Source organism: Paenibacillus allorhizosphaerae, assembly GCF_042659105.1.
GTDB classification, from domain to species: Bacteria; Bacillota; Bacilli; order Paenibacillales; family NBRC-103111; genus Paenibacillus_G; species Paenibacillus_G allorhizosphaerae.
Genome location: NZ_JBHSRV010000008.1, coordinates 192,845 through 217,126, shown reverse-complemented (window position 1 = coordinate 217,126; position 24,282 = coordinate 192,845). Strand labels below are relative to the sequence as shown.

Annotated in this window: 9 protein-coding genes and 2 pseudogenes; 10 read left to right on the top strand and 1 reads right to left on the bottom strand. The window is 51.7% G+C overall.

All coding sequences use genetic code 11. The features are described 5' to 3' along the window. Positions 1 to 65: 65 nt before the first annotated feature. Positions 66 to 779: a hypothetical protein gene (locus ACFQI7_RS25770; RefSeq protein ID WP_218099828.1), complete on the top strand. Its 714-nt coding sequence runs from the start codon at positions 66 to 68 to the stop codon at positions 777 to 779. 128 nt (positions 780 to 907) lie between these two features. Continuing rightward, complete coding sequence (locus ACFQI7_RS25765) at positions 908 to 1,798, top strand: hypothetical protein (RefSeq protein ID WP_218099827.1); 891 nt, start codon at positions 908 to 910, stop codon at positions 1,796 to 1,798. A 416-nt stretch (positions 1,799 to 2,214) separates the two neighbouring features. On the opposite strand, the gene ACFQI7_RS25760 is transcribed toward ACFQI7_RS25765, so the two are convergent. Then, positions 2,215 to 2,880 carry a M28 family peptidase gene (locus ACFQI7_RS25760; RefSeq protein WP_230415100.1) on the bottom strand — a complete coding sequence of 222 codons (666 nt, stop codon included), beginning with the start codon at positions 2,878 to 2,880 and terminating at the stop codon, positions 2,215 to 2,217. Between the two features lie 196 nt (positions 2,881 to 3,076). Between ACFQI7_RS25760 and ACFQI7_RS25755 the strand changes: the two are divergent. From ACFQI7_RS25755 to ACFQI7_RS25720, 8 genes and pseudogenes are all read left to right on the top strand, one after another. Next, positions 3,077 to 3,408, top strand: a pseudogene (locus tag ACFQI7_RS25755) (zeta toxin family protein); the annotation flags it as partial. 69 nt (positions 3,409 to 3,477) lie between these two features. Beyond that, positions 3,478 to 3,723: pseudogene (locus ACFQI7_RS25750) on the top strand (hypothetical protein); the annotation flags it as partial. Between the two features lie 361 nt (positions 3,724 to 4,084). Continuing rightward, complete coding sequence (locus ACFQI7_RS25745) at positions 4,085 to 11,881, top strand: SpvB/TcaC N-terminal domain-containing protein (protein WP_218099826.1); 7,797 nt, start codon at positions 4,085 to 4,087, stop codon at positions 11,879 to 11,881. Between the two features lie 123 nt (positions 11,882 to 12,004). Continuing rightward, positions 12,005 to 18,928, top strand: coding sequence for a neuraminidase-like domain-containing protein (locus ACFQI7_RS25740; protein WP_218099825.1), 6,924 nt, complete (start codon positions 12,005 to 12,007; stop codon positions 18,926 to 18,928). A gap of 12 nt (positions 18,929 to 18,940) precedes the next feature. Next, entirely contained in the window at positions 18,941 to 22,180 is a 3,240-nt protein-coding gene (locus ACFQI7_RS25735) for a Tc toxin subunit A-related protein (RefSeq protein ID WP_218099824.1), read from the top strand. A 26-nt stretch (positions 22,181 to 22,206) separates the two neighbouring features. After that, positions 22,207 to 22,341 (top strand): hypothetical protein, encoded by a 135-nt coding sequence (locus tag ACFQI7_RS25730; RefSeq protein ID WP_268966831.1) that lies wholly within the window; start codon positions 22,207 to 22,209, stop codon positions 22,339 to 22,341. Between the two features lie 157 nt (positions 22,342 to 22,498). Further along, positions 22,499 to 23,065, top strand: coding sequence for an RNA 2'-phosphotransferase (locus ACFQI7_RS25725; RefSeq protein ID WP_218099823.1), 567 nt, complete (start codon positions 22,499 to 22,501; stop codon positions 23,063 to 23,065). Positions 23,066 to 23,086: 21 nt separating this feature from the next. Beyond that, on the top strand, positions 23,087 to 23,872 hold the full coding sequence (locus tag ACFQI7_RS25720) for a TatD family hydrolase (RefSeq protein ID WP_218099822.1): 786 nt from the start codon (positions 23,087 to 23,089) through the stop codon (positions 23,870 to 23,872). The last annotated feature ends 410 nt before the right edge of the window (positions 23,873 to 24,282 follow it).

The following is a 24,282-nucleotide window of genomic DNA, read 5'->3' as shown; positions in this document are numbered from 1 at the left end:
AGTATGTGGGAAGTATGCTGCGATGCAGTTATAAAACATGGTTATCTACGAGGGAGGTAATGAGCTTGACAACGATCATCGTGAATCATGACGTTTTACCGAAGCCTAATACAGGGTTGATCAAGCTGGATGGCGAGTGCTACCGAATCGTCGATGAGAATTATGAGGATGAACTAGGGAGCGGCGCGCTGCTGGTACGCTGCTTGTCGGACAAGGATAAGTTGGATCGGAAAAGAACCGTATACCTGCTCCCGGAGGACTTACCCGAGTGGATTAGAGAAGGGGACCTTATACACTATATAGAGGGTGTTTGGTTGGTTGAAACCAATGCGCACGAAAACTTGTATGGCACATTTATCGCTTTGGTACCGATTGAGGATCCAGCATTTTATGAGCTCGAGCGTAAATGGCAAACAACGCCCGGCGTATCTCCGAATGAGGAGAATGGAAACGAAATCGTGAAGAGCCTTATGATCCAAGACCGAAGAGGCAATCCCAACGTAGTCGGTTACCTGTTGAAAAACAAGCAAACGGGAAAAGTAGAAGCCCTTTCTTACAGTGAAGCCTGGGACAAGGTCTATCAGGAGGGAACTGTGAACGCGTATGCAACCATCAGCAAGCTGGGGGCGTTTCAGACCAAGCTATTGGATTCGGCGGAAGGACTGCCTCCTTTTGACAGTAAGTTCTGGTTAACGGAGGCGCTCGATGCGAATGGATTGCCGAGATATGATTTTTCACAAAGTCTACAGATGGACATCAAAAAAATGATAAAAAAATAGCATCGCAGGCTAAATCCCTGACCGGTCCGGAAGTGGAACCAACGGGAATGCAATTTATGCATCGAGACGATTACAGCGCGGCTTAATGCCTTGGAGTTGAATTCATAACAATCATGGGGGGCCATCATATGAAATCTGTTCATGAGGATTTTATGAAGCTGATAGAAACGATTCTGGGTATTAAGGATGCCGGCGGTAGAGTGGACAATATTCGTGAACCGTTAATGAATGCGGTAGGCAAATTAAATAACCTATTAAAGCTATCAGGTAAGCCATCGGAATTCGTTGCCGAGACGGAGGGACAGATGATTGGTCCGTTGCCGTTTCATTCTACCGATCAGCCATTTCGCTTCGTCTTTTTCGGATTAAATCCGAAGTATGCAGGGGATGTCACTGTGCGAGAAAAGCGAGCAGCTAAGAATGAATGGACATCGTACACTCATTTTTACAATAACAATTCGAAGCCTGAACGGATCGCGCCGTTTCACCGAAACATAACAATGCTTATCAATACCATATTAAGCGAAAAATTTATCGGGTGGGGCGAATTTAAAAAGGGTCTGAATAAGGAAGATACGATTCGGCATTATGTGGAGTTTATTGGAAAATACCCTTTCGGTGTAGGCGAGTTTATTCCTTTTTACTCGAACAATACGGATGCTGTGAATTATGAGAGGCTGCAGGAAATATATAACGAAATGCCTGAACTGAAAGCGTATCATACGCTGCTAATTGAATCATTAAGTGCGCATATGGCGGATGATTGTTGCGTAGTGACGAATGGAAAAGGGATAACGGATATGTTTCTTAATGCTGAGGAAAAGAATTTGATTAAATTAGGTGGGGATAAAAAGCTAGGCTATACATTGCACAATTGGAGAGGTAGACCCTTAATCGCGCTGCATCAATTTCTACGTGTACAAGGTGGTCTATTAAATCGCTATGAGGACATAGCGCGAATGGTGGATAATGTTAGGGATACGTTCAAGGACAACGGTATAAGCTTGCCGCGGCTTTAGTAAGAATTGCCACTTTGATCTCCATAAATGACCGAGGTGCTACAATTGCTGATATTGTTACAAACAAGCGTTCTATGACAATGTATTGTCAAATCAATCCGCTATTATTATGAATAAATACTGAATTAATTGCGGAGGTATTCATGATTCATAAAATTGATAGGATACAACTCGACATTAGAAAAGCGATAGAGCAGTTACGTCTTAGTAACGCGTATTTTTCAGAAATAACCATGCAGCATATAGATTCGGTGAACAGAGGCTTACTTGAGGTAACAAGGAATGAAACCTCGCTTACTTATGCCAGTGACACTTTCGAAAGGTTTCTTCCATCTCTAGAAATAGAGGCATAAATGCAGCAACCGCCACATTCCTGTAAGAAAAGGACATGGCGGTTTCTTGCTTTTATCAAAAGATTATTTGAAGATCGTCGACAATTCCGTATGACATGATTCAGATCGTTCATTGGTCTGCTGTCTGCTCTTAATCGAATGACGGCTTAAAACACATTCGATCAGCTTAGACGTTTCGTAGGCGGCAAGGTAATCCACGGTCTCCCGGTCCGTGTGCTCGTTCATGTAACCCGCAGACAGGTTCACGGAAGGAATGCTGAACTTTTGCGACAAAATTTTGGCATCGCTGGAGCCGCCGGCGGTGACCTTCCAATCCGCCATGCCGGTTAGCCGACCCGCTTCCTCAAGCAACCGCCCGTAGTCTTCGGTGCAAAATGGTATGATGCCTGCGTAGGAGGTGACGATATCACGTGTTCCCCGGCGATCGACTACGATGGCGGCATCGACATCGGCAAGAAAGTAAGGATCCAACTTCTGCGAGCCGATAAGGCCGATTTCTTCTTTTACCGTAAAGGCGATCTTCAAGGTGCCGTTAAAGTTGGTCCGGTGAATTTCATTCGATATCTCCAGAATGATGGCAATGCCTGCCCGGTCGTCTGCACCGAGTATGCCTCGGGTTGAACGAAGGGTCGTTCCGTCCTGGACGATTATACGCCCTTCATCCAGCTCCTGATAAATATCCATGTGCGCCGACAGCAATACCGTAGAGCCTTCCCCGCAATAAATCACTGCGCACAAGTTACCTGCCCGATCGACGAACAGATCGTCTGCCGACAGCCGTAATTTGCTCAGCTTACTGGTGATCGCGCTAAGCTAGATGCTAAGGCGAACGAAACATATATTGTGTATAAGAATGCAGAAGGCCAGATAATTAAGGAATACAATAATGGTCATGTTATCCCAGTTACCGGACAGGATTCCTCTCATGCATAAACTGTCTCCGATCATGTACGTTTTTGCTGGGAACAATGGAAGTGGGAAAAGCACCATAAGAAACCTTATTGTTGATCGACTCGGAATAAGTGTTAATATCGACCCAGATGCTTTGGCAAGGAGTATCAGTTCACTTTACCCTGAGAGTAGAAAAGTGTCAGCAGGAAAAGAAGCCATAAAATTAGCGAAGGACTGTATTCGAAACAGACGTGATTTTCAGTAGAAACAACGTTGGCCGGTGGTAATGCTATTCGCCTCAAGCGTGATGCCAAAACCAATGGGTTCGAGATCACAATGTTTTATGTCGGAGGCGCCTATGAATTATGCAAAGAATGATCGAAAGAATGAAAGTTAAGCTATGAAAAATGGATTGAACAGATAACGGCCAATCCACGCCCGATTCGCAAGGGCATGGCGTACGGCTGGTATACCAACGAGCAGATCTTTAATGTTGACTTTAAAGATGCGGACAATGAAATCTCATATAAGCAGCGTTTCTCTTTTCGTACCGAATCTCATAGTTCAGGCTTCGTGGTTTGTCTGAGCTTGGTGAACACCGCTATGACCAGCTCATCAGGCGGCGGTCAGTGCGATGAATATGGTGGACTTGGTCGACGGCTGCCTTTTTTGAAGCGGTAAAGAAATGCAACGGTTACCTTTCATAATCCGGCGGAGGAGAGCGGCGGCATCAGAAATCGACTCACTTATTTGTCCAGGACAAATCAATGGTCGAGAAAGCTTATCAGCTCGATATTAACGGCAATGAATTAGACCAATGGAGCAAACGACTCCTATCCTCAAAGGCCTGTATATCTCTTTTGAATCAATTTCCCCCATCATTAGTACTAGGCTGACAATAATCGACAGACATTTTATATTCCCCGCTTCTATACTATATTTGTTCTGCGCAATTCCTCCCCTATGAAGAAAGACTACCTTGCTTGTAACACCCACACTTTACATACATGCTCAAAGAGACCCTGAAGGAGTGACGACCACCATGTCCTTGCAGGACAAGGAATCAAGTCCAAGTAAAGACGAGCATGCACTAACGGCGCCTTCGATCTCGCTGCCCAAAGGAGGCGGGGCGATCCGCAGCATCGGCGAGAAGTTCGCGTCCAATCCGGTCACGGGTACCGGTTCCATGACCGTTCCCATAGCCACCAGCCCAGGTCGCTCGGGCTTCGGCCCTCAGCTTTCCCTATCGTATGACTCCGGAGCGGGCAATGGGCCGTTTGGCATCGGATGGAGCTTGTCGCTTCCCTCCATCACGCGCAAAACCGATAAGGGGTTGCCTCGGTACCGGGATGACGGGGAGCCGGAGTCAGATGTGTTCATTTTGTCCGGTGCCGAAGATCTGGTGCCTATGCTCGAACAGGATGCGCAGGGAAGCTGGAAGCGCGAGGAGCTGCCGCCGCGTACGGTAGATGGGAAAAGCTACCTCATTCGCCGGTATCGCCCGCGTATCGAAGGACTGTTCGCCCGGATTGAGCGATGGACCAATGCGTCTGAGCCGGATGATGTCTTTTGGCGTTCCATCTCGAAGGATAACGTCACCACCTGGTACGGCAGAAGCGATCATTCGCGTATCGCCGATCTGGAGCATCCGGAACGCATTTTCAGCTGGCTCATCTGCGAGAGCTACGACGATAAGGGAAACGCGATCACGTATCGGTACAAATCGGAAAATGCAGAAAATATTGATCTTTCGCTAGCTCACCAGCGAAATCGCGGCGATCGCTTTGATCCTCGCCGTACCGTCAACAAATACCTCAAGAATATCCGCTACGGCAATCAAACGCCTTATTTTCCCAACCTCATGTCAGACCGATCGTGGCCGGACCCGCCGGACGATAATAATTGGTATTTTGAAATCGTGTTCGATTACGGCGAGCACGATGCGACCGCCCCCACACCTCAAGAGACCGGCATATGGTCGTCTCGCCCGGATCCCTTCTCAGTTTACCGCTCAACGTTCGAAATCCGTACCCACCGCCTATGTCAGCGCATACTGATGTTTCATCACATCCCGGATGATCCGGAAGGACAGAAAGGTTATGACGGTCTTGTTCGCTCGACGGATTTCACTTACCAGGCCGATAATGAACGTTCCGATTCACCTACACCGATATATTCCAAACTCATGAAAGTGACGCAAAAAAGCTATCAGCTTACGGCAGAGGGAAGCTATTTGACTGCGTCTCTGCCCCCGGTAGAGTTCACCTACAGCGAGGCCGTCATTCAGACGGAAGTGCATGAGATAGGCGACGGCAGCCTCGCAAATGTACCGGTCGGGATCGACGGCACCAACTATTTGTTCGTCGACCTCGACGGCGAAGGGATGTCCGGTGTACTTACCGAGCAGGCGAATGCCTGGTTCTACAAACGCAACCTCAGTCCAGCCAACCTGGTTGTCCGAGAGGATGGAGAACGCTTGGAGGCGAAGCTCGCGCCGATGGAGCTATTGCCGCTGAAGCCTGAGATGGCGTTGGCGGGGCAAGCACAGCTCCTCGATCTGGCAAGGGATGGCCGTCCGGACTTGGTGCAATATGCAGGCCCGACGCCAGGGTTTTACGAACGGACGATGGACGGGAAGTGGGAGCCGTTCGTACCGTTCGCCTCTATGCCCCATGTGAACTGGAGTGACCCGAATCTGAAGTTCATCGATCTGGACGGCGACGGGCAGGTGGATATCCTGATCAGCAAGGACGGCGCATTCGTGTGGCATCGCTCGCTCGGTGAAGAAGGCTTTGAAGCGGCGCAGCGCAAGAGCAGGCCGTGGGATGAAGAAAAGGGGCCGCACATCGTTTTTGCCGATGAAGAGCAATCCATCTATTTATCCGATATGTCGGGCGACGGACTCACCGATATTGTGCGTATTCGTAACAGGGAGGTGTGCTATTGGCCTAACCTCGGCTACGGCTGCTTCGGTGCGAAGGTGACGATGGATAACGCGCCCCGGTTTGACCATGACGATCAATTCGAACCTGTCCGCATCCGGCTGGCCGATATCGACGGCTCGGGGACGACGGACATTTTATACCTAGGTTCCGATGGAATTCATGTATATTTCAATCAATGCGGTAACGGCTGGAGCGATCCGACTATCATCGGACATTTCCTCGCGCCCGATCACTTCACTCAGGTGCAAGTGGCGGATCTTCTCGGCAACGGAACGGCGTGCCTCGTCTGGTCATCCTCTTTGCCGGGCGATGCGCGAAGTCCGCTGCGTTACCTTAACCTGATCGGCGGGCAAAAGCCGCACCTGCTTGTAAAAGCGATCAACAACCTGGGCGCGGAGACGACGGTGGAGTATGCGCCTTCGACCAAGTTTTACCTGCAGGACAAGCAGGCCGGGAAACCTTGGATCACCAAACTGCCCAGCGTAGTGCATTGCGTGGAGAAAGTGACGGTGCATGACAAGTGGCGCCAAGCCACATTCACAACCGCCTACAATTACCATCACGGATACTTTGACGGGCCGGAGCGCGAGTTTCGCGGTTTTGGCCGCGTGGAACAGGTCGATGTGGAGAGCTACGGCAAGTTTGCCGCGGGAAACGCAAGCAGTCCCTATATCACCGACGACCAGACGCTGTACCAGCCGCCTGTCAAAACCGTGACCTGGTATCATACCGGGGCTTTTTTCGAAAACAGACGCATACTTGAGCACTTTAAAGAAGAGTATTTTCCAAACGGCTTTCAAAATGAGCATACGGGTGCGCAAGTGCTCGGCACATTCCAAGAAAATGCGTTGCCAGAGCCCGACCTAGATGCACTGAACCTTCATGCCGACGAATGGCGCGAAGCGCTGCGCGCCTGCAAGGGCATGATGCTGCGGCAAGAGGTGTATGAGCTTGACGTGGACTTGCTGGCCGCCGGCACGCATAAGCCGGTCAAGCTTTTCACGGTTGCCTGTCACAACGCTCACATTCATCTCGTGCAGCCGAAAGCAGCCAACCCGCATGCAGTGTTTCACGTCATCGAGAGCGAAGCGATCACTTACCACTATGAGCTGGACATGCGCGATGAACAGCTGAAGCCGGATCCGCGCATCGTTCATACGCTCAACTTGAGCGTTGACGAATACGGCAACGTCCGGCAATCGGTCACGGAGGTCTATCCTCGCCTTGGTGAGTATGCGGATGCGGCGTTGAAGGCCGATGCGCTGGAGCTGATCCGGCACGTGCAGTCCGAACGGCATATGTCCTATACCGAGACGCGTTATACGAACGACGTGCTCGATCCGGACAGCTACCGGCTCCGCCTGCCCTGCGAGGTGATTACGTATGAGTTGACCGGCATCCCGGTCACGGATCGCTACTTTACGCCGGGCGAGCTGCGCGCCTGCAAACTAAGCGGCCACTACCAGGACAGCGGCATGGAAGTTGAAGAGACCGCCTACCACATACTGCCGGACGGCGTCTCGCCGCAAAAGCGCATTGTGGAGCATACCCGCACGCTGTTCTTTGACACTGCGCTGGATAGGCCGCTGATGCTGGGGCAGTTGAATGCGCTCGCTTTGACGTATGAAACCTACAAGCTCGCACATACCGATGAACTTCTCGGCGTCGTGTTTGGGGACAAGATCGGCACGGACGTTGTAGCGGCGCTGACGGACAAGAAGATAAGCGGCTATCTGAACGGTGCCGACCTGGTTGTACGTTTCGGCGAGAATTCGGCCGGTCAGTATTGGATGTGCTCGGGTGTGGCGGGCTTTCATGCAGACGCCCCACAGCACTTCTTTTTGCCTGAGCGGTTTACCGATCCCTTTGGGAATTTGACTACATTGACTTATGATTCGCGGGATCTCTACATCCAGTCCAGTGCCGATGCACTGGGCAGCCGGACCGAGGTTGTCGAGTTCGATTTTCGCGTGCTGGCCGCATGTCGGATGAAGGATGCGAACGATAATGTTTCGGAAGTGCAATTTGATATTTTGGGCATGCCCGCTGTGATGGCGGTAATGGGCAAGGGCATGGAAGCCGACACCATGAACGGCTTTGATGACGCATACCTGAATTTGGACCCGGATACCCGGCAAAAACTTTTCATCTTACAAGACTATGACGAGGCCGATGCGAAGAGCTTGCTGAAGCATGCAAGCATTCGGCATGTGTATGATTTCGGCGAAAGTGTCCAAAGCGGCACGGTCGTCTGGGGGCAGCATCCTGCCTGCGCCTGCACCATCCAGCGTGAGCGGCACGCGGCTGACGAGCCGGACAGCCCGGTGCAGTGCAACTTTGAGTACTCGGATGGGACGGGCAACGTGCTGGTGAACAAGGTGCAAGCCGAACCGGAACAGCCCGGCGGCCCTTTGCGGTGGGTCGCCAGCGGCAAAACGATCCTTAACAACAAAGGGAAGCCGGTTAAACAGTATGAGCCGTATTTCAGCCCGCCGGCGGTCGGGCATCGCTTCGAGGAACCGATAGAAGTAGGCGTGACACCGGTGATCTACTATGACGCGGTCGGAAGGGCGATACGTACGGAAGCGCCGGACGGCTCCTACAGCCGTGTTGAATTTTCACCGTGGCATGCGGCCCGCTACGACGCGAACGACACGGTAAAGGAAGCCGGCAACGCTTGGTTTATCGGAATGAGTGCGCCGACCGCCTCCGCGGAGGAGCGGCGCGCTGCCCGGCTCGCCGCTGAGCATGCGGATACGCCTGCGGTGACAGTGCTCGACAGCCTCGGGCGCGAGGTGGTCACGATTGCTCACAACCGGGTGGCATCAGTCGATGCGACGGTGGAAGAGAAATACGTGACGTTTACCAAGCTGGATGCCGAGGGCAAGCCGCTGTGGGTACAAGACGCACGAGGCAACCGTGTGATGCAATACGTTACGCCGCCGCTACAGGGCGGTTTTCACCCGTTCAATGACTCGAACAATTTGCATCCGCAAGGCTTTTCGCCGTGCTACGACTTGGCGGGCAACTTGCTGTTTCAACACAGCATGGATGCCGGCGACCGCTGGATGCTGAATGATGCGACGGGTAAGCCAATGTTCGCCTGGAACAGCCGCTTGTTCATGACCAGGATGACTTACGATGAATTGCAGCGTCCGATCGGCTCCTTTGTCACCGGCGCCGACCCGGCCGATCCTGCGCGGGAGATTCAATTTGCAAGGCTTGTGTACGGCGAAGGGCAGGAGAACGATAAGCAGCTCAACTTGCGCGGCAGGCAGTATAAGCAATACGACACGGCGGGCTTGGTTACCAGCGAGGCTTACGACTTCAAGGGGAATCCGCTGCGCATGGTGCGCCAGTTGACGGCGGATTACAAATCGACCCCGGACTGGTCGCGGAATCCGGCGTTGGAAGCGGAAGCGTTTGCTGCCGGCACCCGGTACGACGCGCTGAACCGGCCGGTCCAAATCATCGCGCCGCACAGTACAGCGACCCCTATGCAGCGCATCAACATCACCCAGCCGGTCTACAATGAGGCCGGGCTGCTGGAGCGGGTAGACGTGTGGCTTAACCAACCGGCCGAACCGGCAGCGCTGCTTGCCGCTCCGACGGCAAGCCAGCGACCGGTGAAGAATATAGCCTACAACGCCAAAGGGCAGCGTGTGCTTTTGCAATACGGCAACGGATCGGAAACCGGTTATGACTATGATACGAAGACCTTTCGGCTAAAACGGATGAAGACCGCTCGCGAGAGTGACGGCGTGCTTCTGCAGGACCTGAATTACACCTACGACCCGGTAGGCAACGTCACCCGGATTCGCGACAACGCCCAGGATCTTGTTTTTCATAACAACCAGTGTGTGCTTCCGGGGGCGGAATACCGCTACGATGCGCTATATAGGCTGATCGCGGCCAGCGGACGTGAACACAAGGGGAACGGCCGGCCATATGATGGGGACGATACCTCCCGCTTTGTGCCCAACCTGCCTAACGATTGTCAGGCGCTGCAGAATTACGTCGAGACGTATCGCTATGATGGGGTCGGCAACATCATGCAAATGGTTCATCGCGCAGGAAGCAGCCTCGAGCAGCCGGGTCAGGTGATTTGGAACCGGCGTTACCAATATGCATTGGATAGCAACCGCTTGCTTGCCACCAGTGTGCCTGACGATTCTGACAACTTGCCGGACTATGTTGCATCACCAGGCGGATACAGCGCTAAATATGCCTATGACTTGCATGGCAACATGACGGCGATGCCGCACTTGCAACAAATGAATTGGGACTTCAAAGACCAGTTAAGCTCAACGACGAGAATGGTTACCAGCGACAACCCGCCATCCGGTATCGTACCTGCAGCTACTTACTATGTCTATGATTCGACAGGCCAGCGCGTCCGCAAAGTGACCGAAACGCAAGCCGGCACACGAAGTAAGCAGCGCATTTATCTTGGCAGGTATGAGGTGTATCGCGAATACAGCGGCGGCACGGTTGAGCTCGAGCGAGAATCGCTGCATGTGATGGACGACAAGCAGCGAGTGGCGTTGATCGAGTCGCAGACGATTAAAGATCAGACTCCGATCGTTAGCCCACAGCCCCTTGTTCGCTACCAGCTCGGCAACCATCTCGGCTCCGCAAGCCTGGAACTGGATGAGCACGCTGCCGTGATCACCTATGAGGAGTACACGCCCTATGGCAGCACCGCTTACTGTGCCGGCCGCAGCGCAGCTGAAGTGAGCTTGAAGCGTTACCGCTACACCGGCAAGGAACGGGATGAGGAGACGGGGTTTAGCTATCACGGTGCGAGGTATTATGCTCCTTGGGTGGGGAGATGGACGAGCTGTGATCCGATTGGGATTAGGGACGGGACTAACATATACCAATACGTTCAGAGCAACCCTGTTCGATGGGTGGATTATAAAGGTACGCAAACGCAATCTAAGAGTGCCGAAAATTTCGCTGCCGGAAAGGCATGGGAGAAGAAAGTTTTGGACTTAGTCAAAGAGAGAATACCGACGGTAGAGCAAGTCACGGTCAAGGCTACAATTGACGGAAAGGAAGTCGAGTCCGTTCTTGACGGCCTCGGGTTAGATAAAAAAGGGTGGATCGTGATCGAATCGAAACTGAGTGCGGAAACGGAGCTTACCGAATCGCAGAAGAAGATAAGAGACCACCTGTTGTCCGGTAAGGCCGTAACCATATCGGCAACCGACAAAGCGAAGGTCGCTGAGATTGCAGATAAGCTCAAGGTAAGTCCGAATACTCAAATATCAACATCACGATATGAGATCATTCGTAGAGGGAATGTAGGTAAAGTCCTTTCGGAACTGGAAGTTATTCCGAAGGGATACGGAACCATTTTGCATTCTTCGGGAGAAGTATCCGTACATTCACAAGAGGAGATGCAAATCATAGCAACCGTAATGCGGAACCATCCCGGTATGGATACCAAAACCGCTGTCAAATTGGTGCAAAGGGCTATGAAAGAACAAGAGCTGGCAAACAACAACGTTAATCGTGTGCAGCAGATGCTTAAGACGAACATTAATCAGAATGCGGAAGCCCAGGCTCATGGCGAAGTAAGAATGAGTATAGCTGCAGGAGGCACCATCAATACGTTGGCCGCGTTCGGACAAATCCTTAATCTTGGGGGCGGTATGTTTTATGGTGCTTTCGGTGGGGCTGCTAAAGCTGGGGGGGCGACTGCAACTAACGGCGTAGGTACCACTGCATCGACCGGTGTACGCGTACGAATCGCTGAGGGAGTGGGTGTAGAAGCACCCGTTGTACGCGTAGGCAGTATACAAATCGCTGAGAGAGCGAGTGTAGAAGTGGTTGAGGAGGAAATTACGCAACAAGTGTTAAAACGCATGGTAATTCCACCTCCGCAATGACAGGAGCTTTGTAGCTAATATGGCCAATCCGGATACCCAACGTTAAAAAAAAACGGGTTAGGATAAAGCGGCACTGGATGAAAAATACAGGAACACAAGTGAGTGTACCAAGGAGGCCCATCCATGAACAAAATCACGTTCCCGTTCGATACGTGGAACAAAGAGCACGTAACCAATCTCCAGAATGGCTTGATCTGGCTGCTGGAGCGGAACATGTTTCGGTTCGATGAATCAGACCGCCGGTTTTACTTGGAAGGGCTGCGTTCCGAACAAGCGGAAAGCTCCTATTCGGATATAACCAAGAAGCTGGTCGCCATATTCCAGGAGGAACATGGTCTTCCAGGTTCGGGGACAGTGGATGAGCGTACGGCTATCATGCTGAACTCCGTATTGGAGGAAGCCGGGGCGTTTGACGAGAGTCAAGCTTATCAAACCGGGGGGCGCGTCACAAGCCATGTCAGTACCGCTGTTGGCGGGTTGAAGGTACAGATCGTGGACAAAAACGTCGGTCGTGACGATGTGCCGATTGTCGAGACGTTTACCGACGAGAACGGCAGCTATCAAGCCTCGTTCACGGAGGCGGATCTTCTCCGGCGCGATATCCGAAAATCGCTTCCCGATCTGCAAGCCAAGGTGTTTGGAGAAGGCGATGCGTTCCTCGCGGCTTCGGAAGTTCAGTACAATGTCGCCATCGCACAACAAGTGACGTTGGATGTGCACTTGGGTGATGAAGCCGTTTCCGCAATGAAGTCCGAATACGAGACGATGCTCCGGAGCTTATCCGGACACTTCGGCGGGCGGCTTCGAGATTTGAATGAAAAGGACGGCCGTCAGGATATTACGTATTTGGCGAATAAGACAGGCTGGGACGCCCGCGCGGTTGCGCTGGCCTCATTAGCCGACCAATTCAGCGCCGACACGGTGGAAGCGGATGCGCCTGCAATCGATCCTGCCTATTTCTACGCGCTCTTTCGGGCGGGAGTTCCGGCACAAGAGGAATCGATCTATCGGATCGGCTTATCGACGGTGGAACAGGTGTGGAAGCAGGCGTTATCCGAAGGCATGATCCCGAACTATTTGGAAGGACAATTGCCTACCGCGTTGGAGCGGTTTCAACAGTTGGCTCGGAACAAAATTCTGGACAGAAAGGCCTCGATCGGTCTATCTCCGTTAAAGGAAATCGTATCGGTTTCGCTCGGAACGGATGAGAGCCGATTGAACCAATTTGCAAGCCTTTACACAGAGCATTCGGGTGATGAGGAGCAGTTCTGGGAGTCTGTAAAAGCCGCCTTCGGGGAAACAATGGGGAAGCGGCTGAAGCTGGATGGACAATTGGCTGGCCTTGCCTATAACAACGCCCCGCTTATGCGTACATTGCACGAAACCGTTCATGCCGACAATGGAATCACCGACATCCGGCAGTTGATGGATCAAGGCTTCTATCGAAAGGATGCATGGATGAGTGCGATCGGGGACAGTCCGGTCCCTTCGGAAATTTCCGGAGAAGGCGAGCTCCAGCGCCGTGAACGATATGCCGAGCTGTTAGCGGTGAGGCTGCAAATGAGCTATCCGACAGCTGTCGTCGCCGGTATGGTCCGAAACGACGAAACGCCTTTGGCTGACATTCGGCTTAAGGATGAGATTCATGCCTTCTTTAACGAACAAGCGGGAAAATTCGAGCTTGCGCTGCATCCCATAGAGAAATATATCGAGCAGCACGATATTCGGCTTTCGGACGGTGCGACGAAGGAAATATTGCGTATACAGCGGGTCAATCGGATCGCGCCAACCTATGAATCGATGAATGCGATGCTGACCAAGGGACTCGATTCCGCCCATTCGGTCGTTCAATACAAAAAGGATGATTTTGTCCAAATGTTCATGAACGATTTGGGCGGCGAGCGGGACGCCCTGAAGATTTATGAAAGAGCGATGCAGGTAAATCATACGGTTGTGAACATGATATTATCTTATGCTACAACCCGGAATGCGCCCGGGATCGGCGTACACAGCGAGCCGCGATATATTAATCCGAATCCGAATGCATCCGATGTTCTTGCGTATCCTGCGCTGGAAGCTCTATTCGGCAATATGGATTATTTCGCTTGCGAGCAGTGCAGATCGATTCACGGTCCGGCCGCCTACTTGGTGGAGCTGCTGCGTTTTCTGGACCGTCCCGTTGTACCGGGCGGGTTCCACAATCCCCAGACGGTTCTGCTGGAACGCCGCCCGGAGATCGAACATATCCCGCTGGACTGCGAAAATACGAACACAACGATTCCGTATATCGATCTTGTCATTGAAACGCTGGAATTTTATATCGTACACGGACTGAATTTGACGGACTTTACTGGAAACGGTCCGCAAACGCAGATGATCAGCGACAAGGCCTATGAGATTGTGGCAGGCAAGCCTGTTCTTGAGGGTGGAGCAGCGCCGCTTCTCCCGCCTTCGCTGCCGTTCCATCAGCCTCTGGAAAATCTGCGCTGTCATTTGGAAAAGTTTGAGCTGTCGTTACAGGAAGTGATGGAAGCATTGCGGACAAGCGATAACCTGGAGCGTGCAGGTGCCGATGCATTCGGCTGGAGAGACATATGGATGGAAGAGCTTCGGCTATCCCGCGCGGAATATGCGCGCCTTACCGATCGTACTTTGTCGTTGAATCCGGACAATACGTTGAATTTGAGACTTCTGTACGGATATTCGGTGGCCATAACGGATCAGGAGATGATGGCGGAGCTGTCGAATCCGTTGCAATTTACGCGCCGGCTTGGTCTTACCTACGAAGAGCTGAACGAGCTGCTGATGTGCCGGTTTATTAATCCGTCTCTTGCGATCATCCCTAAGCTGGAGCGGCTGGGGGTTTCTTTTGACACTATAAAAAAGTTTAAGGAAGGGCTGCTTACGGACGATCAGTTCGAGCAGCAGTTGGCGCCGGCACTTGACGTATCCGAATATAGCGGCGATATCAAAGCATGGGTCCGTACCCATTACGATAGCATCATGGGACTGATTACGCTTATGAATGAAGAAGGCAAGGAAGATTTATCCGATTATGGTAAAATGGCGTTCCGATACACCGATCCCGGCAAACAGAAGATAACGGATTTCATCCGGCCGTTCGAATTTATCCGTATGATCCGGTTCATCCGGTTGTGGCGGAAGCTGGGCTGGTCGATCGAGCAGACGGATAAGGCGATTGCGGCGCTGTACCCGGCGAATTTGACGCCAAACGATCCAGATGACCTGCTGAATTTGCAAAAGCTCGACGAAGGCTTTCTCGTTCTGCTGCCGCGCCTTGGCATCGTAAAACGAGTAATGGATACGCTCCATTTGAATGCAAACAAAGATCTGCTGCCTTTACTGGCATGCTTTGCCCCTATCGATACGTACGGATCGTCTTCGCTTTATAGGAATTTGTTTCTCGGCCCGAATAAGGTAAGGCAGGAAGAGGTGTTTGCCGATAACGGGTACGGCCGTTATTTAACCGGTTCGGAAAAACTGCTTGCGCATCGGGAAGCGCTGCGGGCAGCGTGTCAGCTTACGGATGATGAATTTGTGCTTATTGTGGGGGCGCTTGGTTACGATGCCGACACACCGCTGAATATGGATAACGTCTCCTCCGTGTACCGGAGAGGGTGGCTGGCTCGCAAGCTGAGACTTAGCGTGCAGGAACTGCTGCTGCTCATTCAGTGCACGAGCACCGATCCGTTCGCTGCGCCTGATCCGGTACATCCGCAAATGCTGCAGCTTATCGGGCTCATCGAGCGTCTGCGCGAGTCTACCCTTAAGCCGTCTCAAGCGTTGTATTTGGTTTGGAATCAGGATATCGGCGGTTTGCAATCACCCGCAGTCAGTGAAATGACGGCGATCGCCCGTACCCTCCGTAACGGGTATGTCTCGATAGACAACGAGTTTAACATCGCCGGGGACCCTGACGGCCAAATTGCAAAATCCAAGATGGCGCTTGTATACGGCATCGAAGCGGTTGACCGCTTTTTCGGGATCATAGACAACACCGCCGTCACGAAAATCAGCTACTCCCACGACACGACAGTATTGCAGCAGGACATGATCGATACCGCGGCCGGACATTTGGTTTATGACGCTCTTCGCAAGCAGCTTACGTTTAACGCAGGCGTCATGCCTGACGACATGCGTGATGCGCTTAAGAGTTTGCCGGACGCAAGCGATCGTTTCAAGAAGGCGATCGTTGAAATTCACCACAATTCTAGAGTTTTGTTCAAACGTTATCCCGAGCTTTTCAAACGATATAACGAGTATGTCTCGAGCTCATATCCCCTTGAGATCAGAACCGCCGAATTATTCGCCAGCTTGATGCTCGATCTCAAGCCCGTTTATAAGCGTCAATACGCCCTTCAGACCGTAGCTACTGTTGCAGGCTCCAATTCCGATACGGCAGCTGCCCTGCTGGATCATGCTTCCGTTCTGCATGCGGCCGATGATGTTGGAGCATCTGCGTTACAAGACTTTATCGCGATGGAGACGCCGGGCTTGTCGGTCCAGTTTTACCACCGGGAGACAATTGGCGAAAACGATGAGGCGGATCATATCAGCCCGGCCGAGGGTGTATTGGATTTGGCGTTCACCGCCGCCGACGGCAGCCGCATTTCGGCCAAGCCGACGCCGGAGTCCGTTATTTCAGGCATCTGGAGCGGCTATTTGGAAGCGCCGGCAGCCGGTTTTTACAATTTTCTCATTGAAGCCGACGCGGACGCTATGGTCACCCTTGAAATTAGCGGCAGGAAGATAGCGCTTGATTTGGACCAAGACGGCGTGACCCGATTTAACAGCGAAGCCATTGAAATCAAGGGCGGAGCATGGGTTGAAATTTCCCTTAAAGTAGAGAAAGTGAAGGACCTGCTGCGTGTACGATGGGAAACCAGTGAAAAAGGCAGGGAGATCATTCCGGCCCCATATTTATACCCGCAAGCATTGGTCGATCGCATGCAGGCTGATTACGTTCGATTCCTTAAAGCCAGTGCGCTGATGTCTATCCTGAAGCTTACTACGGCGGAGTTCGCCTGGATCGCCGCCCGAACGGAATATCGGATCGAGGAGCCGATTGGAGCTCAACTGGAGAAGACCGGTTGGTTGAACAGCTTGCCGGTTACGGGGGACCTGGACTCCGAGACATCGGCATCGCTTCTCTACGTTTTGCATGGACTCCTTGATTACTCCGTTCTTAAAGCCGAGCTTTCGCCGAGCGATGAACGGCTCTTATCCGTACTGAGAGAGGTTGAGGAGGTCAATCCCGGTGCCGCTTCACGTTACCCGGATAGCTTGCTCTATAAGCTTACTCGCTGGGAAAAGGACTCGCTTGATGCACTACTCGTACGATTCAACCTCACATTAAACGAACTGTCTCGGCTTGATCGTTTTCGAACCATTTATGATGCCAATCAGCTTCTAAAAAAGCTTCGCGTTCCGGCATCCACGCTAATCCATGCAGCAACGAACGAGCCTGACGGGACCGTCGTGCGCAATCTGAACGCCGCACTTCGAGCCCGATACGACGAGGAGGAATGGACAAACGTCATCGAATCGGTAAACGACAAGATGCGGAAGTCGCAGCGCGATGCGCTTGTTGCCTATATTCTCCACCAGATGATTCAGAAGAAAGATTCGGAACATATCGACACCCCGGAGAAGCTGTTCGAATACTTCCTCATGGACGTAGAGATGGAGCCCTGCATGCAAACGACACGAATCTTGTTTGCGACCGCGGCGGTACAGCTTTTCACGGAGCGGTGTTTGATGAACTTGGAGGAACGCGTGTCCCCGTCATCGATAGATGCCAAGCCGTGGGAATGGATGAAGAGGTACCGGGTGTGGGAAGCGAACCGCAAGGTGTTCCTCTATCCGGAAAATTGGCTGGAGCCCGAATTGTTAATGGATGCATCGTCGCTCTACAAGGAAGCGCTTAGCGGACTGCTGCAGCGGGATATTACGGAAGAAGCGGCCCAAGCCGTCTATTCGAACTATTTGCAGCAACTCGACGATTTATCTCAGCTGGAACCGTGCGGTATGCATTATGTTGAAAACAATCCGGACAAAGGAAGCGATGATATCATCCATGTTGTTGCCCGCACGTCGGATGCAAGCCGCAAACACTATTACCGCCGCAAAGAACACCGTGCTTGGACATACTGGGAGGAAATTCCGTTTAACATTCAAGGCGCTTCCCCCTTGCCTGTCGTGTGGAACGACCGTCTGCTGCTCGTTTGGCTGGAGCTCCAAAATATTTCCGGCCAAGATGGAAGCGTATATCCGGAGATCCTATTGTGCTTAAGCGAGTTTTATAATGGAAAATGGCTGCCTGAACGAAAAATAACCGCAAAAAAGCTCGGCAAGCATTCCGGACCGCTATCTCCGTCCTTTTTTCCTTCATCGATGCAATGGCGAAAGGATACCGATCTCGTATTTCGCATCAACTATCTCGGCGATTGGCTGATCCGATTGCGCAGTGTAACCGGTCAACCCAATACAACGGAAATCGCCGGGTCGGAGTCGAAAAAATTCACCATAACACGTACCGTTCATCATACCAGCGACGGGCTGGAAGTATGGTATTTTGCTCAATATGGGGATAAAGCGTATTCTATGGCGCCCAATCCGTTTGGCGGAGCCGGAGGGAGCAATGCGATTTCCAGGACGGATACGATCCTTAAGATGGGGGAGAGCCAGGGAGGTCCATATCCAAACTATAACGGGTCTCTTCAGGCTTACAATGAAATGGACGGACAGCTTGCTTCATGGACGGCGCCATATTTTGTCTGGGATACCCGTCACGTTTTCCTGGTTCAGCCGGAATGGAAGCCCGCCCCCAAATTTCTTCCTAATAACATTTTTATACCTAAAGCATTGCCCAAATTAATATTTGACGATGCGAATACGATTCCTGCCAAACGCTTCAAACTACCCGACATGGCATTACAAATAGATCCGGCGTGGACCATCCGATTCGGAGATCAAGAGATTGGACCCCTCGGAACCTTGATAACGAATTTATCCCGGAGTCGATAGGAGAGAGAATCCATGCCCAATCTGCAAGATCTGTATTCCGAAACGCTTCAGCAGGGAATTTGGAAGTTTATAGAGGAGCAAGCGCTTCAAGAGGCTGCAAAGTCTGAGCTGAAAGACTCGCAAATTACGTATACGTTTGAACATTTTTTTCATCCATTTGTCGGCAAGCTGAAGGAGAAGCTGCTTCAAGACTCGGTCGCCGGCATGCTCGATCCGAATTTTCTGCAATCGCTGCAGGTTGACGATTTTGAACAAACCTATAAGCCGGTAAACAAATTCGGAGTAAGCAGCGTGAAAAGCTTTCCGAAAAGCATCGATGTCCGTGCAGGCGGTCCGTACGCGAACTATAACTGGGAGTTATTGTTTCATATTCCGCTTGCGATCGCCGTGCATCTAAGCAAGAATCAGCGGTTCGCCGAAGCGCAAAGCTGGTTTCATTTGATTTTCGACCCTACCGACCGCGAGCCGGATTCCAAGAAGAAGTATTGGAAATTTATCGGGTTCCGGCCGGAGAACGATCATACCGGCATCTATAACGTGATCAATCTCTTATCCAGTACCGATCCGGAACATCAGGAGCTGAAGGAGTCCATCCTCGACGGCTACAAAGATATTATGCAGAAACCGTTTCAGCCGCATGTGATTGCAAGGACAAGATACGTCGCCTATAAGTACAATGTGGTTATGAAATATTTGGACAATGTAATTGCATGGGGAGATTCGTTATTTTTACAAGATACGCGTGAATCCGTCCAGGAAGCAATGATGCTGTATGTCATGGCGGCCAATATTCTTGGAAAACGTCCGCAGCGCAAGCCTTCGCAGGGTAATGTTCCTCCATTGACGTTTAAACAGCTCAAGGACCGGCAGGGCGGCTTTGACGCGATGGGCAATATGGCGGTCGAGATGGAAGGGAAGATCCCGTTCAACTTTGGCAGCCGGAATGTAAAGGGCGCCGATCCCGATGCTTTAGAAGCTCTATTCGGTACCGGGCGTGCCATGTATTTCTGTTTCCCTCCGAATGACAAAATGCTCCGCTATTGGGATACGGTAGCCGACCGGCTCTTCAAGATTCGTCATTGCATGAATATGGAGGGCGTGGAGCGCCAACTGGCCTTGTTCGATCCGCCGATCGATCCGGGCTTGCTTGTGAAAGCGGCGGCGGCCGGATTAAGCCTCAGCTCGGTGATCGGCGGACTGAATCAGCCGATGGGGCCGGTTCGCGCTTTGCCGCTCATGCAGAAAGCGCTGGAGCTTTGCGCCGAGGTGCGAAATTTCGGCAATGCGCTGCTGACCGCTATTGAAAAAGGCGATGGGGAGAAGCTTGCCTTTCTTCGGCAAGAACATGAGGTCAAGATTCATCAGATGGCGAAAGACGTTCGCTTCTTGCAGTGGAAACAAGCGGAGGAGGCCACTGTTGCATTGCAAAGAAGCAGTAAGATCGCGTTAGAGAAATTCCGCTATTATAACCGGCTAATTCAATCAGGCCTGGATGCGAACGAGATCGAAGCCAAAGGATTCGATCAAGATGTAACCGAGGATAACTATACAGGGCAATGGATAGCACAAGTCTTAAAGAATGGAATGCCTGTCAAGGTGCCCGATTATTTGGACACGGCAATCAAAGGCGACGGCAAGTTAGGCTTGCTGGTTGGAGAGTATGATTCGTTAAATACGTACAGCGAGTGGTCGAAGGGATTGAAGCTTGCGGCCGCAGGTACGGCTGCCGTAACTTCGGGGCTTTCCATGATACCCGACATTTACATGGGTACTCCATTTAATGGTGTGAAAATGACGGGAGGAGCTTTTCTAGCGGAATCCGGCAAGTTTGCTATGGCCGGAATCAATATTGCGGAGGCCATCAACGATCAAAAAGCGCACGATGCAATGAAAAAAGCGGAGTACGAGCGCCGCGCCAACGAGTGGGTGTTCGCGGCCAGAACGGCCGCTCTGGAATTGGAGCATATCGGAAGACAAATGATCGGCTCCGCCATCTCCGAGCAATATGCCAAACATGAATATAACAATACGGATGAGCAGATCAAATCGCAAGAAAACATCAAAAACGAACTCGCGAGCAAATTTACCAACGAGCAGCTATACGTGTGGATGCAAGGCGAGCTCACCCGCCTCTATTACGAGTACTACCGGTTCGCCTTCGACACCGCCCGTAAGGCGGAAAAGACGATGAAGCATGAATTGATGCGCCCGGAAGTGGACGCCATCGATTACATCAAGTTCAACTATTGGGATGGCGGACATAAAGGGCTGCTATCCGGAGAAGCGCTATATCTGGATTTGAAGCGAATGGAGACGGCATACCACGAGAACGACAAGCGTGAGTACGAATTGACGAAGCACATCTCGCTGCGGCAGCTTGATCCAATGAAGTTGCTTGAATTGAAAACGACCGGCAGCTGCGAGGTCGTCATTCCCGAATGGTTGTACGACCTGGATGGCGCGGGGCATTACATGCGGCGGATCAAATACGTCAGCTTGTCCATTCCGTCCGTATCCGGGCCATATACCAATGTAAATTGCACGTTAACGCTGCTCAGAAGCTCGATTCGAACCTCTCCATTGCTGCAGGACGACAGTTACGCTCGCCAAGGCATCGAGGATACACGGTTTACGGACTATTTCGGAGCCGCCCAATCGATTGTGACCAGCAGCGGTACGAACGATAGCGGCATGTTTGAAACGAATTTGCGCGATGAGCGGTTTTTACCGTTCGAAGGCGCGGGCACATTAAGTACTTGGAAGCTGGAACTGCCGTCCAAGTTCCGTCAATTCGATTACAACACCATCTCCGACGTCATTCTCCATATCCGATACACGGCAAGACAAGGCGGAGGGCTGCTTCGCGATAAAGCTTATGGGCATCTGAGAGACAAGGTAAGAGAGGCCAACACATCGGGGCTGGTGCTGATGCTCAGCCTGAAGCATGATTTCCCGAGCGAATGGCACCTGTTCATCACGCCCGGAAGTACAGCCAAGTTTAAGGGAACGATACACAGGAATTATTTTCCTTACTTCACAAGCGGCAAGACGATCAATATCGACGAAATACGTCTCGCGTTGATGGATGTCGACGAGGTAAAGTCGTCCAAAGCGGATGGACTCGACTTGACCCAGTTGACAACGGAGTTAACGGACCATGGGAAATTTGATATGTCATTGGATGAAAGCGACGTCTTGATACGTGAAGCACAAAGCAATGTATTCGTGTTGATCCGCTATTCGTTGCAATAAGCTCTTTCTGACGAAACGTTCACAAAATGGTTCAGCCACAGCTCGGGATGCTGGAGGTGCCGTTTGAGGAGATGGCACCCGAGCACGAGGCTTATAAAGAAATTGCGGCCAATCTGTTGTTTGAGGTCGCGCAGGAGCGGGGCATCGACCCGCGTCTATAAAAGGGTTAGGGTTTCTGAATCTTACTGAGGATTCGGGCGCCTTTTTTTGCATGGGGTACTTGGAACATTTGAGTCTAACCAAAGATTCCCGTCTCCCCGGCATTCGAGTAGGTTATAATGCAATCTAGGAAGCGGATCAGGAAGTGAAGTGAAAACGATGTTAAATCAAGCACAGGAAAAAAGCTTAAGCAAGTTCATGACCAAGCTTCTCCGGCACACGCCCGAGGATTACGGCATTGTCTTGGATCCTGAGGACGGCTCATGTGCGGTGAGCGCCTTATTGGAAGCCATTCATGCCCAGCCCAAGTGGTCGGGGATTCAGTTGGAAGACATAGAACAGGTGGTCCGCCATTCGGATAAGCAGCGTTTTGAAATCGAAGGCGGTCGCATCCGAGCAAGGTACGGGCATAGTCATAATAAAGTAAGTTATGAACCGAGCGAGCCCCCAACGGCTCTCTACCATGGGACGAACAAGAAAGCTCTCCCGGCAATCTTGCAGCAAGGGCTAAGCCCGATGAGCCGGCAATATGTTCATTTGTCGGAAGGCACCCACTTCGCAACGCTAGCGGGAACCCGCAGGGGTGAGCTGGTGATTCTGAGGGTGGACACGCTACATGCGAAGCAATCAGGCGCCACCTTCTATTACGCGGGGAACGAAGTGTGGCTGGCGGATCAAGTGCCGCCCGAAAGCTGCAAAGTATGGGACCCGCAGGGAAAGGAGTAAGAGAGAGATGAATCATAACCAATGGTCGATATCGGTGTCAATTTGATGCATCGTTCGTTTCATCAAGATCGTGAGAAGGTGGTTCAGCGGGCGGCAGCGAACGGCGTTTCGCCCCTTGTCATTACCGGAACGAGCTTGAGAAACAGCATGGAAGCCGCCCGCTACGCAGAGCGCAATGAGGGGAGGCTGTACGCTACCGCAGGAGTTCACCCTCATGATGCGAAGAATTGCAGCGAAGAGACGATCGCTCAATTGAAACAGCTGGCGGCACTGCCCCAGGTCGTTGCCATCGGAGAATGCGGCCTGGATTATAACCGGGACTTCTCGCCGCGGGACGTGCAGCGCAAATGGTTCGCCGAGCAAATTCGCTTGGCGCTCGAACTGGACATGCCGCTGTTTTTGCATGAACGGGAAGCTTTTGCGGATTTTGCCACGATCTTGAGGGAGCACGGCGTCCAAAAAGCGGTCGTTCACTGTTTTACCGGAAATGGCGCAGAACTGAAAGCTTATCTGGACATGGGATTCCATATCGGCATCACCGGCTGGATTTGCGATGAACGGAGAGGCAAACATTTGAAAGACCTGGTCCGCATGATTCCGCTGGACCGGCTTATGATTGAGACGGATGCCCCGTTCTTGACGCCACGGGACGTAAAGGAGAAGCCGGCGGACGGCCGGAACGAGCCTGCATTCCTGCCGCATATCTTGCAAACCGTAGCCCGGTGTATTGGGAGACCTGTGGAAGAGGTTGCCAAGGCCACCACGGAGACGGCATCGGCGTTCTTCCGTATTGATGGTGTTGTATAAGGGGCGGCAGTAAAATATGCTGAAAGAAGTATGACCTTCAAGAGATCCCCTTCCGCTGGAAGCATGGATTAGACTCTTTTATCGTATCGACGGTTCAGCAACCGTATGCTTAAATTGGGAACAAGCCGTGAGAATTGGTGTTAATATTTTTAAGTAATCCCCGAAATAATACAAATGATCCTTAGGCTGTACATTTCCATGATTTTTTACCACATGCATCACTTTTGGTGCATGTATATATGGAATTAAAAACTTAAAAGCAAATGAGTATAGCGCTTGTGAAAAAAATGGGGTTACAATATACTAATGGAGGCGCCCGACAAAGCAGCTGCCAGTAATTCCAAAAGGCGGCAAGCCCGCTACATAGGGCAACCGGCCTTTAACTTCTTTACGCAGTATCGTGTAGACCA

What these genes read in the sequence shown, in the direction of transcription:
- ACFQI7_RS25765 (WP_218099827.1), top strand. Translation starts at nt 908, where the DNA reads ATGAAATCTGTTCATGAGGATTTTATGAAGCTGATAGAAACGATTCTG.
- ACFQI7_RS25720 (WP_218099822.1), top strand. Translation starts at nt 23,087, where the DNA reads ATGGTCGATATCGGTGTCAATTTGATGCATCGTTCGTTTCATCAAGAT.
- ACFQI7_RS25730 (WP_268966831.1), top strand. Translation starts at nt 22,207, where the DNA reads ATGGTTCAGCCACAGCTCGGGATGCTGGAGGTGCCGTTTGAGGAGATG.
- ACFQI7_RS25745 (WP_218099826.1), top strand. Translation starts at nt 4,085, where the DNA reads ATGTCCTTGCAGGACAAGGAATCAAGTCCAAGTAAAGACGAGCATGCA.
- ACFQI7_RS25735 (WP_218099824.1), top strand. Translation starts at nt 18,941, where the DNA reads ATGCCCAATCTGCAAGATCTGTATTCCGAAACGCTTCAGCAGGGAATT.
- ACFQI7_RS25725 (WP_218099823.1), top strand. Translation starts at nt 22,499, where the DNA reads ATGTTAAATCAAGCACAGGAAAAAAGCTTAAGCAAGTTCATGACCAAG.
- ACFQI7_RS25740 (WP_218099825.1), top strand. Translation starts at nt 12,005, where the DNA reads ATGAACAAAATCACGTTCCCGTTCGATACGTGGAACAAAGAGCACGTA.